The 14,988-nt window shown below is 70.6% G+C and carries 15 protein-coding genes; 8 read left to right on the top strand and 7 right to left on the bottom strand.

The annotated features are described in order from the left end of the window. Nucleotides 1–364 (bottom strand): hypothetical protein (locus VDQ18_RS11920; protein ID WP_323021158.1); only part of this gene is annotated, 364 nt, incomplete at its 3' end. Nucleotides 365–686: 322 nt separating this feature from the next. Here VDQ18_RS11920 and VDQ18_RS11915 point away from each other — a divergent pair. The 8 genes from VDQ18_RS11915 (at nt 687) to VDQ18_RS11880 (ending at nt 9,130) form a co-directional block, all read left to right on the top strand. Beyond that, a complete protein-coding gene (locus VDQ18_RS11915; RefSeq protein WP_323021157.1) occupies nt 687–1,847 on the top strand; it encodes an RsmB/NOP family class I SAM-dependent RNA methyltransferase in 1,161 nt (386 codons plus the stop codon). An 87-nt stretch (nt 1,848–1,934) separates the two neighbouring features. Then, entirely contained in the window at nt 1,935–4,394 is a 2,460-nt protein-coding gene (locus VDQ18_RS11910) for an ATP-binding protein (RefSeq protein WP_323021156.1), read from the top strand. A gap of 78 nt (nt 4,395–4,472) precedes the next feature. Then, a complete protein-coding gene (gene cobT / locus VDQ18_RS11905; protein WP_323021155.1) occupies nt 4,473–5,474 on the top strand; it encodes a nicotinate-nucleotide--dimethylbenzimidazole phosphoribosyltransferase in 1,002 nt (333 codons plus the stop codon). 1 nt (nt 5,475) lies between these two features. Next, a complete protein-coding gene (cobS, locus tag VDQ18_RS11900) occupies nt 5,476–6,198 on the top strand; it encodes an adenosylcobinamide-GDP ribazoletransferase (RefSeq protein ID WP_323021154.1) in 723 nt (240 codons plus the stop codon). Then, a complete protein-coding gene (gene cobC, locus VDQ18_RS11895) occupies nt 6,189–6,710 on the top strand; it encodes an alpha-ribazole phosphatase (RefSeq protein WP_323021153.1) in 522 nt (173 codons plus the stop codon). Before cobS ends, cobC begins: the two co-directional genes overlap by 10 nt. Then, nucleotides 6,707–7,234, top strand: coding sequence for a bifunctional adenosylcobinamide kinase/adenosylcobinamide-phosphate guanylyltransferase (gene cobU, locus VDQ18_RS11890; protein WP_323021152.1), 528 nt, complete (start codon nt 6,707–6,709; stop codon nt 7,232–7,234). Before cobC ends, cobU begins: the two co-directional genes overlap by 4 nt. Nucleotides 7,235–7,361: 127 nt before the next feature. Further along, nucleotides 7,362–8,225 (top strand): LysR family transcriptional regulator, encoded by an 864-nt coding sequence (locus VDQ18_RS11885; protein WP_323021151.1) that lies wholly within the window; start codon nt 7,362–7,364, stop codon nt 8,223–8,225. After that, nucleotides 8,222–9,130 (top strand): alpha/beta hydrolase, encoded by a 909-nt coding sequence (locus VDQ18_RS11880; protein WP_323021150.1) that lies wholly within the window; start codon nt 8,222–8,224, stop codon nt 9,128–9,130. Before VDQ18_RS11885 ends, VDQ18_RS11880 begins: the two co-directional genes overlap by 4 nt. A gap of 67 nt (nt 9,131–9,197) precedes the next feature. Here the strand turns inward: VDQ18_RS11880 and VDQ18_RS11875 are convergent, their stop codons facing one another. From VDQ18_RS11875 to VDQ18_RS11850, 6 genes are all read right to left on the bottom strand, one after another. Beyond that, a complete protein-coding gene (locus tag VDQ18_RS11875; protein ID WP_323021149.1) occupies nt 9,198–9,764 on the bottom strand; it encodes a hypothetical protein in 567 nt (188 codons plus the stop codon). Nucleotides 9,765–9,877: 113 nt separating this feature from the next. Then, a complete protein-coding gene (locus VDQ18_RS11870) occupies nt 9,878–10,039 on the bottom strand; it encodes a hypothetical protein (protein ID WP_170121832.1) in 162 nt (53 codons plus the stop codon). Further along, the gene (locus tag VDQ18_RS11865; RefSeq protein ID WP_323021148.1) at nt 10,036–11,151 is read right to left on the bottom strand and encodes a YeeE/YedE family protein; all 1,116 of its coding nucleotides are present in this window, start codon (nt 11,149–11,151) and stop codon (nt 10,036–10,038) included. The genes VDQ18_RS11870 and VDQ18_RS11865 overlap by 4 nt, the downstream gene beginning before the upstream one ends. After that, the gene (locus tag VDQ18_RS11860; RefSeq protein ID WP_323021147.1) at nt 11,151–12,095 is read right to left on the bottom strand and encodes a sulfurtransferase; all 945 of its coding nucleotides are present in this window, start codon (nt 12,093–12,095) and stop codon (nt 11,151–11,153) included. The genes VDQ18_RS11865 and VDQ18_RS11860 overlap by 1 nt, the downstream gene beginning before the upstream one ends. Before the next feature lie 309 nt (nt 12,096–12,404). Then, nucleotides 12,405–14,207 (bottom strand): capsule biosynthesis protein, encoded by a 1,803-nt coding sequence (locus VDQ18_RS11855; RefSeq protein ID WP_323021146.1) that lies wholly within the window; start codon nt 14,205–14,207, stop codon nt 12,405–12,407. Beyond that, a complete protein-coding gene (locus VDQ18_RS11850; RefSeq protein WP_323021145.1) occupies nt 14,185–14,844 on the bottom strand; it encodes an ABC transporter ATP-binding protein in 660 nt (219 codons plus the stop codon). Before VDQ18_RS11850 ends, VDQ18_RS11855 begins: the two co-directional genes overlap by 23 nt. Nucleotides 14,845–14,988: the final 144 nt, after the last annotated feature.

The raw sequence follows: 14,988 nt of genomic DNA, 5'->3' as shown, positions 1-14,988 counted from the left end.
GCCTGTCGCGATGGAGGAGAAGGACGGCGGCGACGACCGGGGCGAGATAGAGCGCGACCATGCCCAGATAAAGGCGGATCCGGGCGGGCGAGGGCCGCCAGAGTATCGTCAGGCCGGTGGCGGCGAAGGCCAGCGCCGCGGCGCCGAGGAAGCGGAAGGCGAGGGGCGGCAGCAGCCAGGCGAAACTGCTGGGCACGCCGAACCACCAGAAAGGCGCGCCGAGGATCGCCCCCGCCGTGGCGACAGCGATACTGCGCTGGCCCGGGCGCTCGGCCAGGGCGAAGCGCGGGGCAGAGCGATGCAGGAGGAGCGCGGTCAAGGCGAGAAGCGCCAAGAGGATGAGGACTTGCAGGGCGAGGATCATCGGGCGGTCTCCGCTGGCGGCTGCACCAGCCTAGGCCTGGCGAGGGTTTGCGGCAAGCGGAGCAGGGGCCGGGCGCAGGCCGTGAGGGAGCGCCTGTGTGGAGGGAGGGGGTAGTCTGAGAGGAAACCGGTCCCGGGTGGCAGTGCGAAAACGCGGCGCAGGTGGCGGGCCGGGGGGCGTCGAGCCCCCCGACCCGCCTCGGGGGCGCTGCCCCCGCCGGCCTTCGGCCGCCCCCGGGATATTTGCCGCGCAGAGAAGGGGGCGGGCTTGCCAAGGGGGCGGGGCTGCCGCATCAGGGGCCGGTCCAAGATGGGGAAGATCCATGAAACCTGCCGCGCGCGAGGCTGCCGCCATCGAGATCCTGGAGAGCTGGCGCGAGGGCCGGGCGGTCGAGGCGGCCCTGACCGCCTGGGGGCGGGCCAGCCGTTTCGCGGGCTCGGGCGACCGCGAGGCGGTGCGGGATCTGGTCTTCGGCGCGGTGCGGCGGTTTCGCTCGGCCTCGGCCCTCGGGGGCGGCGGTTCGGGGCGGGCGCTGATGCTGGGGCTGGCGCGGGCCGAGGGGCGGGCGCCCGAGGGCTGGACCGGCGAGGGCCATGCGCCCGTGGCCCTGAGCCCGGCCGAGGCGGCGCTGATGGAGGCGCCCCTGCCGCCGCTGACCCGGGGCGAGGCGCTGGATTGCCCCGAATGGCTCCTGCCTGCCTTCGACGCGGCACTAGGCGGGGCCGCCGATCCCGTGCTGGCCCTGATGCGCGACCGGGCGCCGGTCTTTCTGCGGGTCAACCGGGCCAAGGCGAGCCGCGAAGCGGTGATCGCCGAACTGGCCGCAGCCGGAATCGAGGCGCGCGCCCATCCGCTGGCCGAGACGGCGCTGGAGGTCACGGCGGGCACCCGCAAGCTGCGCAACAGTGCGGCGCTGACCGAGGGGCGCGTCGAATTGCAGGATGCGGCGAGCCAGGCGGTGGCGCTGGATTTCGCCGCCGTCGCCACCGGGCCGGTGCTGGATTATTGCGCGGGCGGCGGCGGCAAGGCGCTGGCGCTGGCGGCCGAGGGCTTCGCGGTCACCGCTCATGACGCCGAGCCGCGGCGGATGAGCGACCTGCCGGCGCGGGCCAGGCGGGCCGGGGCGCAGATCGAGGTCCTGGCGGGCGAGGCCTCGGGCCCCTGGCCCGCAATCCTGGCCGATGCGCCCTGTTCGGGATCGGGCAGCTGGCGCCGCGCGCCCGAGGCGAAATGGGCCTTCACGCCCGGGCGCCTTGCGGAGCTGAACGCGGTACAGGCGCAGATCCTGACCGCCTGCGCCGCCCTCACGGCGCCGGGCGGGGTGCTGGGCTATGCCACCTGCTCGTTGCTGCGCGAGGAGAACGAGGACCGGGTCGCGGCCTTCCTTGCCGAGCAACCGGGCTGGCGGCTGATCTCGGAACGGCGTCTCTCACCGCTCGATGGCGGAGACGGGTTCTATCTGGCGCTGCTGCGGCGCGGCTGAGCCCGGTTTCGGCGTTTGACCTGACAACCACGGGTGGTAGGATTAAAGCGTTAATATCGCTTTAACTCCGGGGGGCGACAAAGGCGCATGCGATTGACCAATTCGCCCTCCGACTCGCCGCAGATCCCGCCTGACGGGGGCGCGGATCCGCGCGCCTCGTTGCTGGAGCCGCTGATCCGGCTGGCGGCGGGCGGGCGGGTGCTGGCCTTTGCCAGCATCCTCATCGCGACGGCGGCACTGGTCCTGACGCTCGCGCATCTCGACCGGGCGGCGATGGTGGCGGCGACGGCCTCGGCGACGCTGGCGCTGCTGGCGATCGCGGCCATGCTGGTGCGTGCCTATGCCGCGCGGCGCCGCCGGTTCGTCGGCGCGGCGCTGGCCCGCTCGGCGGCGACCGATCCCGACCCGGTGGTGGTGACCGATCTGAAGGGGCGGCCCTGCGCCGCGAACCCCGCGGCGGGCGGCATGGCCGACCCGGCCGAACGGCTGCACGGCTGGTGCGTCGATGCCGCGCAGGTGGTCGATTCCTTGCTGGTCGAGGTCCGGCGGCGCGAGGCCACCACCCGGGAATTCTGGCGCCAGGACAGGGGGATGCGCGTCTCTCTGCACAGCGTCGAAGGGGCGTTCGGCCTGATCGTCTGGCATTTCTCCACCCTGATGCGCGGCGGGGGACGGGGGCTCGACGTGCTGGGCCTGCCGGTCGTCACCCGTGAGGGGGTGCAGCTGCGCCTCAACCCCGCCGCCCGCGCCGCCTTCATGGGCGAAGAGGCCGAGGTGCTGGAAGCGCTGGAGCAGGTGCTGGACGCGGGCAACATCGGGGTCTTCGCCCTCAGCCTGCCGGGCGGTCGGGGGATACAGGCGGTCTCGGTCCCCTCGCGCGACGGGCTGGCCGATATCGTGCTGCTGCCGCCGCACACCCTGCCCGAGGGCGGCGAGGGCAGCCCGGCGCCCCCGGCCTCGGTCTTCGAGGAAATCCCGGTGGCGCTGATGCAGATCGACGCTGAGGGGCGGGTCGGCGGCTCCAACCGGCTGGCGCGGCAATTGCTGGGCCTCAGCGCCGAGGAAGCGCCGTTCTTCTCGGAAGTGGTCGAGGGGCTGGGCCGCCCGGTGCCGGATTGGCTGGATGACGCGCGGGCGGGGCGGGCGCTGGGCCGGCCCGAGGTGCTGCGGGCGACCCTGCCGCAGCAGGAAACCTTCGTGCAGATCATCCTGCGCCGCGCCACCGATCAGCATGCCGAGGGCGCGCTGGTCGCGGTGATTTCGGACGCGACCGAGCTGAAATCGCTGGAAGCGCGCTTCGTGCAAAGCCAGAAGATGCAGGCGATCGGCCAGCTGGCGGGGGGAATCGCCCATGATTTCAACAACCTGCTGACGGCGATCTCGGGCCATTGCGACCTGCTGCTGCTGAACCGCGACCGGTTCGATCCCGATTACAACGACCTGTTGCAGATCCATCAGAACGCCAATCGGGCGGCCGCGCTGGTCCGCCAGCTGCTGGCCTTCTCGCGCAAGCAGACGCTGAAGCCCGAGGTCGTGTCGCTGGAAAGCCTGCTGGAGGAGCTGACGCATCTGCTGACCCGGCTGGTGGGAGAGCGGATCACGCTGGCCCTCAGCCACGATCCGGCGCTCACGGCGATCCGGGCCGACAAGCGGCAGCTCGAGCAGGTCATCATGAATCTGGTGGTCAACGCCCGCGACGCCATGCCGATGGGCGGCACGATCCGCATCGAGACCGAGGCGCTGCATCTGCTGGATGAGCATGAACATGGCCGCGCCCGGCTGCCCGCCGGGGATTACGCGCTGATCCGGGTGATCGACCAGGGGATCGGCATTCCGGCCGATATCATCGACAAGATCTTTGAGCCCTTCTTCACCACCAAAAAGATCGGCGAGGGTACGGGGCTCGGCCTCTCCACCGCCTATGGGATCGTCAAGCAGATGGGCGGCTATATCTTTGCCGAGTCGATTGAGGGGGCGGGGACCACCTTCACCCTCTATTTCGCCGCCGAACCGGCCGAAGCGCTGACCGATCCCGTCCCTGCCGCGGAAAGCCCCGAGGAACCGGCCGCCCCGCTGCCCCCCGCCGAGCCCGCGCCAAAGCGTGGCCCCGCCCGCCCGCGGCCCAGCCTGCCGCCGGTGACGGTGAACAGCGCTGCGATCCTCCTGGTCGAGGATGAGGCGCCGGTCCGCGCCTTCGCCGCCCGGGCGCTGCGGCTGCAGGGCTATCAGGTGTTCGAGGCGCAGGACGGCGAGCAGGCGCTCGATTTCCTCCGCGACCCGGCGCTCAGGGTCGATCTTTTCGTCACCGATGTCATCATGCCCGGGATCGACGGCCCCGGCTGGGTGGCCGAGGCGCTGGAGGATCGGCCGGGCACGCCGGTGGTCTTCGTCTCGGGCTATACCGAAGACACGCTCAGCGCCGCCATGGGGCGCATTCCGGGGTCGGTTTTCCTGGGCAAACCCTTCTCGCTCAAGGATCTGAGCGAGATGATCGCCCGCGAACTGGCGAAGCGCGACGCGCTCGAAGGGGTCGCAGGCGAAGGGTGAGCCGTCGCCCCCGGCCTTGCAACGCGGGGCGGGGCTGCTAGGAAGGGCGCGACCCCTCTCACAGACCGGAACCTGCCCGTGACCGAAACCCTCGCCGACGCGATCCGCCGCACCATCGACACCAAGACCAAGCCGCTGGGCGCGCTGGGCCGGATCGAGAGTCTGGCCGAGCAGATCGCGCTTTTGCAAGGCACGACCGCGCCGGTGATGCAGGCCTGCACGCTGACCATTTTCGCCGCCGATCATGGCATTGCACATTCCGGCGTCTCGGCTTTCCCGCAGGTGGTGACCGGGCAGATGGTGCTGAATTTCCTTGGCGGCGGGGCCGCGGCCAATGTCTTTGCCAAGGTCAATGACGTGGCGCTGCAGGTCGTCGATGCGGGCGTCGCGGGCGAGCCGATCGCCCATCCCGCGCTGGTTTCGCGGCGGATCGGACCGGGCACCGCCAATTTCCTCGACACCCCGGCGATGAGCGCGGACGAGGCGCAGGCCGCGCTCGATCACGGCGCCGAGGTGGCCCGCGCCGCCAGGGGCGAGGCGCTAGCCTTCGGCGAGATGGGCATCGCCAACACCGCCACCGCCGCCGCGCTGGCCCACAAGCTGACCGGGTTGCCGCTGGCCGATCTGGTCGGGCGGGGCACCGGCCTCGATGACGCGGGGCTGCGCCACAAGCTCGACGTGCTGACCCGCGCCGCCGCCCGCACCGGGGCGCTGACGCCCGCGCAGGCGATGGCCGAATACGGCGGGTTCGAGATCGTCATGATGGCGGGCGCCATGCTGGAAACGGCCCGTGCCAGCCGCGTGGTCATGGTCGATGGTTTCATCGCCACCGCCGCGGCGCTGCTCGCCACCCGGTTGGAGCCCGAATGCCGCCGCGCCATGGTCTTCTGCCACAAGTCGCACGAGGCGGGGCACCGCGCGCTGCTCGCCGCGCTCGACGCCGATCCGCTCCTGGAACTCGACATGCGTCTGGGCGAGGGCACGGGGGCGCTGCTTGCCTGGCCGCTGCTGAAGGCCGCGGCGGCGATGATGACCGACATGGCCAGTTTCGAGGCCGCCGGCGTCACGAATCGCGACTGAGATGCGGGCGGCGCGCGCAGCCCTGGCCTTTCTGACCCGCCTGCCCGCGGGGCCGCTCGACAGCGCCGATTTCACCCGGGCCCCGGCCTGGTTCGGGGCGGTCGGGCTGGGGATCGGCGCGGTTGCGGCCGGAGTCTGGTTCCTGGCCTCGTGGCTCTGGGGACCGGTGCTGGGGCCGCTGGCGGCGGTTTCGGCCGGCGTCCTGCTGACGGGCGCGTTGCACGAGGACGGGCTGGCCGACAGTTTCGACGGGCTGGGCTCGGGCCGGCCGACCGAGCGGGCGCTGGAGATCATGCGCGACAGCCGCATCGGCAGTTTCGGAGCGCTGGCGCTGGGCGTGGTGCTGGCGGCGCGGGTGACGGCGCTGGCGGCGCTGGGGCCTGTCGCCCCCGCCGCGCTGATCGCCGGGCAGGGGCTCAGCCGCACCGGGATGGCGGTGATGCTGCGGGTCGGCCCGTATGTCAGACCTTCGGGTGCTGGCACCGGCATGACCGGCCCGCAGCCGCTGGCGCCGGTTCTGGCGGCGGTCCTGGCCGCCTGCGGGCTGACGCTCTGGGCTTCGGGCTGGGGGCTGCTGACTGCGCTGCTGGGGCTGGCTCTCGCACAGCTGGCGATCCGCGGCTGGGCCCGGCGGCGGCTCGGCGGGATCACCGGCGATGTGCTGGGGGCGGCGCAGGTGCTGGGCGATCTGGGCTTTCTGCTGGGGCTTCTGGCATGGCGTTGATCCTTCTGCGTCATACCCGTCCGGCGGTGGCCGAGGGCACCTGCTATGGCCGGACCGACCTCGACCTCGCACCGGAATTCACCGAGGATTCGCTGAGGATCGCCGCGGAACTCCCTGATTTCCTGCGGATCCTGTCTTCTCCCCTCTCGCGCTGCCATCGCCTCGCCCAAGCGGTCGGCGCGGTGCGGGGTCTGCCGGTCACCGTGGATCCCCGGCTGACGGAAATGGACTTCGGCCTCTGGGAAACCCGCCCCTGGGCCGAGATCCCGCGATCCGAGATCGACGCCTGGCGCGACGATTTCCTGCACGGCCGCCCGCATGGCGGCGAAAGCGTGCAGGACCTATATTCCCGCGTGCATGAGGCGCTGGCCGAGGCCGCGGAAGGTCCGGTTCCGGCGCTGATCGTCACCCATGCGGGCGTCATCAAGGCGGCGCTGGCAGCGCAGGGCGCGCCCGAGGCCTGGCGGGCCGAAACCGCCTTCGGCACCTGGCGGAGGATCGACTGGCCATGAGCGTGACCCTGATCCTCGGCGGTGCACGCTCCGGCAAAAGCGCCCTTGCTGAACGTCTGACTTTAAGCATTGCGCAGGGTGCCCCACTCTATATCGCCACCGCCCAGGCCTGGGACGATGAGATGCGCGACCGCATTGCCCTGCATCGCGCACAGCGTGACGGACAGGGCTGGCGGACCCTGGAAGTGCCGCTGGACCTCGCCACCACGCTGTCTGACATTAAAGATCAGGCGGTTTTGGTAGATTGTCTGACATTGTGGCTGACCAACCACCTGCTCGCCGAGCATGACTTGGCCGCCGAGACCGCCGCGCTCCTCTCGGCGCTGGCCGCGCGCGCTGCCCCGACCATCCTGGTCAGCAACGAAGTGGGCCTCGGCATCGTCCCCGATAACGCGCTGGCCCGCCGATTCCGGGACGAGGCCGGGCGCCTCAACCAACGGGTCGCGGCGCTTGCGGAGACCGTGGTCTTCACCGCAGCGGGTCTGCCGATGGTCCTGAAGGGCAGCCTGCCACCGGGTCTCTGAGCCCCGTGCATCTTTGCGCTGCAAATATCCTCGGAGGGTGAATTGGCCGCAGGCCAAGAGGGGGGCAGACGGCCCCCCTCCCTCGCGCCCCCTTGGCGCGCCGCCGCGCAAGGCATAGCCTCCCCCCATGCAGCCCGACCAGATCGACACCTTCCTCGACCTTTGCGAAACCCGCAGCTTTCACCGGTCGGCGGAACGGCTCGGCGTCACGCAATCGACGGTCTCGGGCCGCGTCGCCGCTTTGGAACGGGCGCTGGGGGTCACGCTGCTGCGCCGGTCGCGCGCGGGGTGCGAGCTGACCACCGAGGGCCTGCGCTTCGAACCCCATGCCCGGGCGCTGCGTCACGCGATGGTCGAGGCGCGGGCCGCCGCCCGGGGGGCAGGCGGGCGGGCGATGACTGTCCGGCTTGGCCTGCAGAACGACCTCGCGGCCGAGGATCCGGCCCGCTGGGTGGCCCGCGTTCAGGCGCTGCTGCCCGAGGCCGCGCTTTATATCGAGGCCGATTATTCGGCGCAGATGTGCCGCGATGTGCTGGGCGGGGCGCTGGATCTGGCGCTGATCTTCACGCCGCATCCCTCGCCGGATATCCATTTCGAATCCCTGGGCGAGCTGACCTACCGCATGGTCGCCCCGCCCGGGCAGGGGTTGGAGGCGCTGGCCGAGGTCACGCCCGAGCGTTACGTTCTGGCCAATCTCTCGCCCGCCTTCTCGCGCACCCATGACGCGCTTCTGCCTGGGCTGGCCTTTCCCGTGCTCGCGGCCGGGCAGGGGGCGACGGTGCGGGGCATGATCCTGTCGCTCGGCGTCGCGGGCTACCAGGAGGAGCGCGCCGCCGAGCGGCTGATCGCCGAGGGCCGCGCGGTTGCGGTCGAGGGCGCGCCGCGCTTGACGCAGCCGATCTTCGCCGCGATCCATTACCGTAACCGCCACCGGCCTGTCTGGCGCAAGCTGATGGCCGCCATGCGTCTCAACCTCGGGAGCCCCGGATGACCGACACGATCACAGACTACAGCTGGCTGCCGGCCGAGATCCGGGCCTTCATCGACCGGACACTCGCGGCCTATCCCGCCGATGCGGTCGATTTCTCCATCGCCCAGCAGCGGGCCTTCTATGACAAACTCTGCCGCGATTTCGACCGCCCGCATCCGCCGGGCCTGACCGCCACGGACGAGACCATCGCCGGGGTGCCCTGCCGCCGCTATGTGCCGACGAAGCCGCTGGCGGGGGTTACGGGGATCTATTTCCACGGCGGGGGCTTCGTCGTGGGCGGGCTGGAGAGCCACGACGCCATCGTCGCCGAACTGGCCGAACAGGCGGGGCTGACGATGATCGCCGTCGACTACCGGTTGGTGCCGGAGCATCCCCATCCCGCGGCCTACGACGATTGCGCGGCGGTGGTTGATGCGGTGCCGGGGCCGAAGGTGGTGGCGGGGGACAGCGCGGGCGGCACGCTCGCGGCGTCGATCAGCGCCACGCGGGGCGATATCATCGGTCAGGTGCTGATCTATCCCGGCCTCGGCGGCGGGCCGGAGATGCCCAGTTTCACCCGCCACGCCAAGGCGCCGATGCTGAGCGCCGAGGAATGCCTCTATTACGAGAAGATCCGCTATGGCGGGGCCGAGCCGCCCCGGGGCGACATCACTGCCCGCCCGCTTGATGCCGAAGTGTTCGGCGACCTGCCGCCCACGGCGATCTTTACTGCCGAGGCTGATCCGCTGGCCTCGGGCGGGGTCGAGTACGCCGCGCGGCTGGCCGAGGAGGGGGTGCCCGTCTCGCTGACCGAGGAGCCGGGCATGGTCCACGGCTATCTGCGCGCGCGGCACATGTCGCCCGGGGCGAGGGATTCCTTTGCCCGGATCGCGCAGGCCTTGCGGGCACTGGCGGAGGGCGACTGAGCCCCGCGTGATCCATGAAAAAGGGCCCCCGCGGGGGCCCTTTCGCTATCTGGTCCGGCGCGCGGGATCAGTAGCGCACGACGGTCTCGAAGGTCTCGGGCAGGGACAGGTTCGGGTCCAGCATGTCCACGAGGTTGAAGCTGAACGAGGCAGAGCGGCCGTCCTCGGCAATCGTGCCGTTGCTCGAGATGACCTCGGCCCCGGCGATGCGGATGGTGAAGGTATGGCCTTCCAGCATCGGGCGCATCATCGCCGCGGCCTGCGGATCGGCGCGCATCTCTTCGGTCTGGGCGCCCATGTCGCCCAGCGGGAAGGTCACGCGCACGGTGCCGTCGCCCAGATCGACCGCGGTCGGCGCGGGCTGGCCGGGTTCGCTTTCGAAGACTTCGGCGAAGCTGCCCTCGGTGCGGACGTCGCAGCGCGCCTCGGTCTCGGTCGTGGTCAGCGTGCCGCCCTCTTCGGCCGGGCAGAAGGCCTCGCCGCCGCCCATCATGTCCAGCATCTGCCGCTGCACCGCCATGTGGCCCGAGACCGTGGCGTGGTCGGCGCCGTCGATGGTGGCGGTCATGTCGACGTCGATACAGCCCGAAAGGGCGAGGGCGCCGGCAAGGGCAGCAGCATGAATAAGACGCATGGAATTCTCTCCTTGAGAAATGATTTCAGGCGAGATTATCCGGGCGAAAGGCGCAGGGCCAGCCTCTTTGCTGGCCCTGCGCGGGGGCTTGCCATCACAGGTTGTTCAGTCGCTCAATTGGCCGTGCAATGCGCGCCCGAGGGGGCGGCGCCCGATCCCAGCGCGATGGCGGCGGGGAAGCGGAACGGCTCGGGCAGGCCGACCGCGGCGGCGTCCCAGACGACAAGGGCGGCCAGCGCGGCGATGGCCAGAAGCGCGACGCGGGGGCGGGTCATGCGGCTACCCCCTGACGGCGGGCGGGGATCAGCACGAGGGGCCGGAGTTTCAGCCCCAGCGCCGAACCCGCGAAGGCGGCGGCGAACCAGACCCAGCCATGGGCCGAGCCGGTCGAGATGCCGCTGAAGAAGGCGCCGACGTTGCAGCCGAAGGCCATGCGGCTGGAATAGCCCAGCACGACGCCCGCGATCAGCACCAGCATCCAGCCCTGCAGCGCCAGCGGCGCGGGCGGGGCGCCCGGGTCGCGCTTGCCGCGCATGATCAGGAAGGCGCCGAGCACGAGGCCGATATCGGTCAGCGAGGTCACGTCCGTCAGGATCGACTGGTCAAGCCGCGTGGCGTTCACGGGGTTGGCCCAGAAGGCGGTGGTGCTGAGGTCGGCGCCGAAAGCGGTGACCAGTTTCGCGCCCCAGAGGCCGAGGCCATAGACGATGCCCCAGGGCTGGCCCGCGACCACGAGGTTGAGGATGGCGAGGCCCGCCAGCAGCGCGGCCGCCACGAACAGACGCGCGGGCGGACGGCGTTTGCCGGGGGCGGCGCGCCAGATCAGGAAGCCCGCGACCAGCGCCAGCCCCGCCAGCGTCAGCCAGAGCCCGCCATTGGGCCCGGCCACGGATTGCGCCGAGATCAGCGGCAATTGCCCCAGCGAGGCCCAGAAGCCCGCGTTCAGCGTTCCGAGGAAGGCGCCGCCGACGAAGCCCACCAGCGCCACGGCGCCGATGGTGTTGCCCGAGCCTGCGTTGACCAGCGTGCCCGAGCCGCAGCCCATGACCACCTGCATCGCCGCGCCGAAGATGAAGGCGCCAAGGATCATGCCGGTCCCAATGGGCGCCTGTGCGGGGGCCAGTTCCAGCGGGTTGGCGGCCAGGAGCGGGAAGGCCGCAGCCGCAACCAGCCCGATGGCGAAGAGCTGCGCCAGCAGCCCCCGCGCGTCACGCTCGACGATCATCAGCCGCCAGGGACCGGCGAAGCCGAAGCGCAGCCCCTCCAGCACCAGACCATAGCCGATGCCGATGGCCACCAGGATCCCGGCCTGCGGCCCCGCCGCCAGGGCGACGGCGGCGACCACGGCCAGTCCGAGGGCGCCAAGGCCCAGACGTCTGAGGATCATCAGAACAGGCTCCCAACCCAGTTGGTCGCCGCGCGCCAGGCGTATTGCAGGCGGTTCGGCGCGTTATCCAGCGGCTGCGTGCCGTCGGCGGCGTATTCGGCCATGCTTTCGGCATAGAGCCGCACGTCATCATAGCCCGCCACTTCGCTCAGCGCGAACCAGTTGATGGCCGCCCAATGGCCGGTGTTGCAGAAGCTCACCGCCGTGGTGTTGCCGGTATAGCCCGCCTCGGCAGCGGCGGCGCGGATCGCCTCGGCGCCCACAAGGCGGGTGCCGTCGAAGAAATCGGAATATTCCAGGTTGTCGGCGCCGTGGATCGTGCCGGGTGCCGCGACCGACCACGTGAGGCCATCGAAGAAGCCCGCCGGGCGCGCGTCGATCAGCTCGGCGCTGCCATCGGCGACCATGCGGGTGACCTCGGCGGTGGTGGCGCGCCATTGGTCGGTCCATTCGCCCTGATAATCGGACGGGAAGAACGAGGCATCAGCGGTCTCGACCGGCAGCCCGGCCTCGGTCCAGGCGGCAAGGCCTCCGTTCAGCAGCGCCAGATCCTCGATCCCCATCGAGCGCAGCGTCCAGTAGACGCGGGCGGCGGCGCCCATGTCGGTGGCGTCACGGCCGGCGTGCACGACGACGACCGGCGTGTCGGTGTCGATGCCGAGTTCCTGCACCACGGTGGTCAGATGCGGCAGGTCGCGCAGCGCGCCGGGGTTCGGCATGTCCGAGCGCCACGAGGCATAGGGCGACCAGCCTGAGCCGGGGATATGGCCCTCGGTGTATTCGCCGGTGATCTGCACGACGCGGATATCCTCGCCGTATTGATCGAGCAGGGCGTTGAGCTGGGCGGGTTCCAGCAGCGGCGACCAGCCTTCGGGCGTGGCGGCGGCGGCGAGGGCGGGAAAGCTGACGGCGAGGGCGGCAGCGAGGGTGAAGGAACGGGTCATGGCGGGGTCTCCGGCGCTGAGGGCAGGGGTCATGACCGGCGATCTGGCAGCGCGGCGGCGGGCTGACAAGGCTCACGCGCCCGGGCGGGCTCGCGCGCGCGAGGCAGGTGTTCCGGGGTGGGCTGCCCTGGCGGAACATATGTTCGCCTAAACGGCGTCTGCGGGGAAATCTGTCGCGCTTCGGTCCTGTCCGGGGCGCCTGCGGGTCTTATTTCGCCCGTCCCGGGCCGGTCGGCGGGAAATCCTCCCGCGCCGGGTCACTGGGGCGGGCGGTTCCAAGGCTGGGGCCTCGGAACCGCCGCCTTGCCGTCAGCCGGTCACCTGCTCGCGCAGGATCGCCGCGGTCATCGAGATCATCAGGTAAAGGCCCGCGAAGATCAGGAAGGCCAGCGCCGTATTCTCGAACGAGCGGGGATAGGTCGGCTCGTCGGGCGCCACCGGGCTCACGCCCAGGGACAGGTAGCGGACCTGCCGGTTGGCCTCGATCCGCGCCGCTTCGAGCTGCTGCATCGCCTGGGTCAGCATCATCTGCCGGGTTGCCACATCGGCCTCGGCCATGACCTGCTCACGCTGGAGCCGGGCGATCGAGGTGCCATCCTCGCCCCCCGCGGTCAGGGAATCGCGCAATTCGGCGATCCGCTGTTCCAGCGAGGCAACGCGGCGCTCGGCCTGATCCAGCCGCGCCGGGTTCGGCCGGGGGTTGGCCCGCAGATCCGAAAGCTGCAGGCGTTCGGTGTTGAGCTGCGCGTCCAGCGTGCTGATCTGCTGGGTCAGCAGTGAGACCTCGACCTCGGAGGACAGCATCTGGAAGCGTTCCTGCAGGTCGAGGAAGCGCGACTGCGCCTCGTTCATCCGCGCCTCGGCGGTCTCGACGGCCTGCTGGGCGTCGTTCATCTGGTTGTCGCGCACCCGCTGCGTCAACTGGTCGACCTGCGCCTCGGCAAAGCCGATCAGCGCCCGGGCGAAACGCTCGCTGGTTTCGGGGTCGGCGGCGATCACCTCCAGCTTGATGATGCCCTCGGTCGGGTCGAAGGCGACCTGCACCATGTCCTGATAGAGCCGGTAGGCGGCCTCGTCCGTGGCGTCGGGCGGCAGGCGGCGCAGCGGGTCGATGCTGTCTTGCTGGAAATAGGCCTTGAAGCCTTCCTGCTCGTTCAATTGCCGCATGGCGTCGCGCGATTGCAGGTAGCTTTGCACGGTGATGGAATCGTTGGTCGTGCCCAGGCCCGAGCCACCGAACATTCCCGCCAGCGCCCCTGCGCCGCGCAACCCGCCGCCGCCGCCGCTATCGGCCTGCTGGATGACGAATTCGGAATTGGTGGCATAGAGGGGGGTGGCCACGAAATAGAAATACCAGGCCGCCAGCAGCGTCGGCAGGGTCACGAAAACCCCCAGCCGCGCACCCAGCAGTGCCATGCGCCGCCGCCGCCGCTTGGCGATGTCGCGCTGGATCTTCGAGATCTCGGCGCGGCGCTGTTTGTCGCTGTTCTGGGGGGAGGGGTCGATCGTGGCGGGCGTGCCGGGCTGACGGTAGGCCTTGGGCAGCTGCGGCCGGGCCTCTTCCGTCGTCGTCAGCTCGCGCGATTTCGAGCCTTCTTCCTTGACGATGTCGAGCAGCGTCGAGCGTTCGAACGGGTCGATCCCCTGCTTGCGCAGAAGCCGCACGGCCTCGATCCCGGAGCTGGCCTTGATGCCGTTGCGCTGCGCCACGCGCATCGCCATGCGCAATTGCCTGCCCGTGAGTTCCTCGCCGCTGACGGCCTCGCCCTGGACGGCGGGCGGGGGCGCCGGGGCCTCGGCCCGGGGGGCGGGTGCCCCGGGCCGAGGTGCCGGGGTGTCTTCGTCGAACAGCGTGTCACGGGGCGGCATGGCGGCAGCCGCCGCCGCGGCGGCGCTGCCGGGGCGCGGCGGATCGGCCGGTCGCGCGGGGGCCGGGGGGCGGGCGTTGGCCGGGGCGCCGGTCTGCGGGGCCGCGGTCCGGGCTTCGGGCTGGGGCGGGGCAGGGGCGCGCGCGCTCTCGGCCCGCTGGGGCGCCACGCTGGTGCGCAGCGTCTCCGCCGCCTCGTCCCCCAGCCTGAGCCGGAACCGCCTAGCTTTGGGTTTCGTAGTCATAAAGTGCCTTCGCCTCTTCGAGCGACTCATAGAACGTGAGCCTGCCGTCCCTCAGGACCGCTGCGGATTTGCAGTATTTTTCCAGGGTCTCGGCCTGATGCGAGACGATGAGCACGGTCGCCTTTTCCAGCCGTTCCTTCAGCATCGCGCCCGCGCGCTTGTTGAATTTCACATCCGTCGTGGCGGGCATGCCTTCGTCGACCAGATAGAGGTCGAATTCGATGGCCAGCATCAGCGAAAAGGCGAAACGCGCCCGCATCCCCTGGCTGTAGGTGCCGACCGCCATGTCGAAATAATCGCCAATGTCGCACATCCAGCGGCAGAAGGCCTCAACCTCGTCGGGGTCGAGCTGATAGAGCCGGGCGATGTAGCGCGCGTTCTCGGTCGCGGTATGGCGGGGGTTCAGCCCGCCCATGAAGCCCAGCGGGAACGAGACGCGGCAGGTCCGGGTGATCGTGCCCTCGTCGGGTTTCTCCAGCCCGGCCATCATGTTGATGATCGTGGTCTTGCCGGTGCCATTGGCCGCGAGGATGCCGACGGATTGCCCCAGCTCGATGCGGAACGACGCCTTGTGCAGGATGACCTTGCGGGTCTTCCCGGTCCAGAAGGACTTGCTGACGTTGTAGAACTCCAGCATCTGCTACATTACGCCCCAGGTCGCCCTTCCGTCAGCGAAGCATCGCGTGCGGGTGTTTACAGGCTGTTTCTTGCGGCTGTCCACGGGTGGGGCAGGCCGGGATGGGGCCGATTATGCCGCAGAAGCCCGGGCGGGGGTAGTGAA

This window comes from Pararhodobacter sp., assembly GCF_034676075.1.
GTDB lineage: Bacteria > Pseudomonadota > Alphaproteobacteria > Rhodobacterales > Rhodobacteraceae > Pararhodobacter.
The sequence above is the reverse complement of the archived record's forward strand: the minus strand, read 5'-3'. Positions and strand labels throughout refer to the sequence as shown.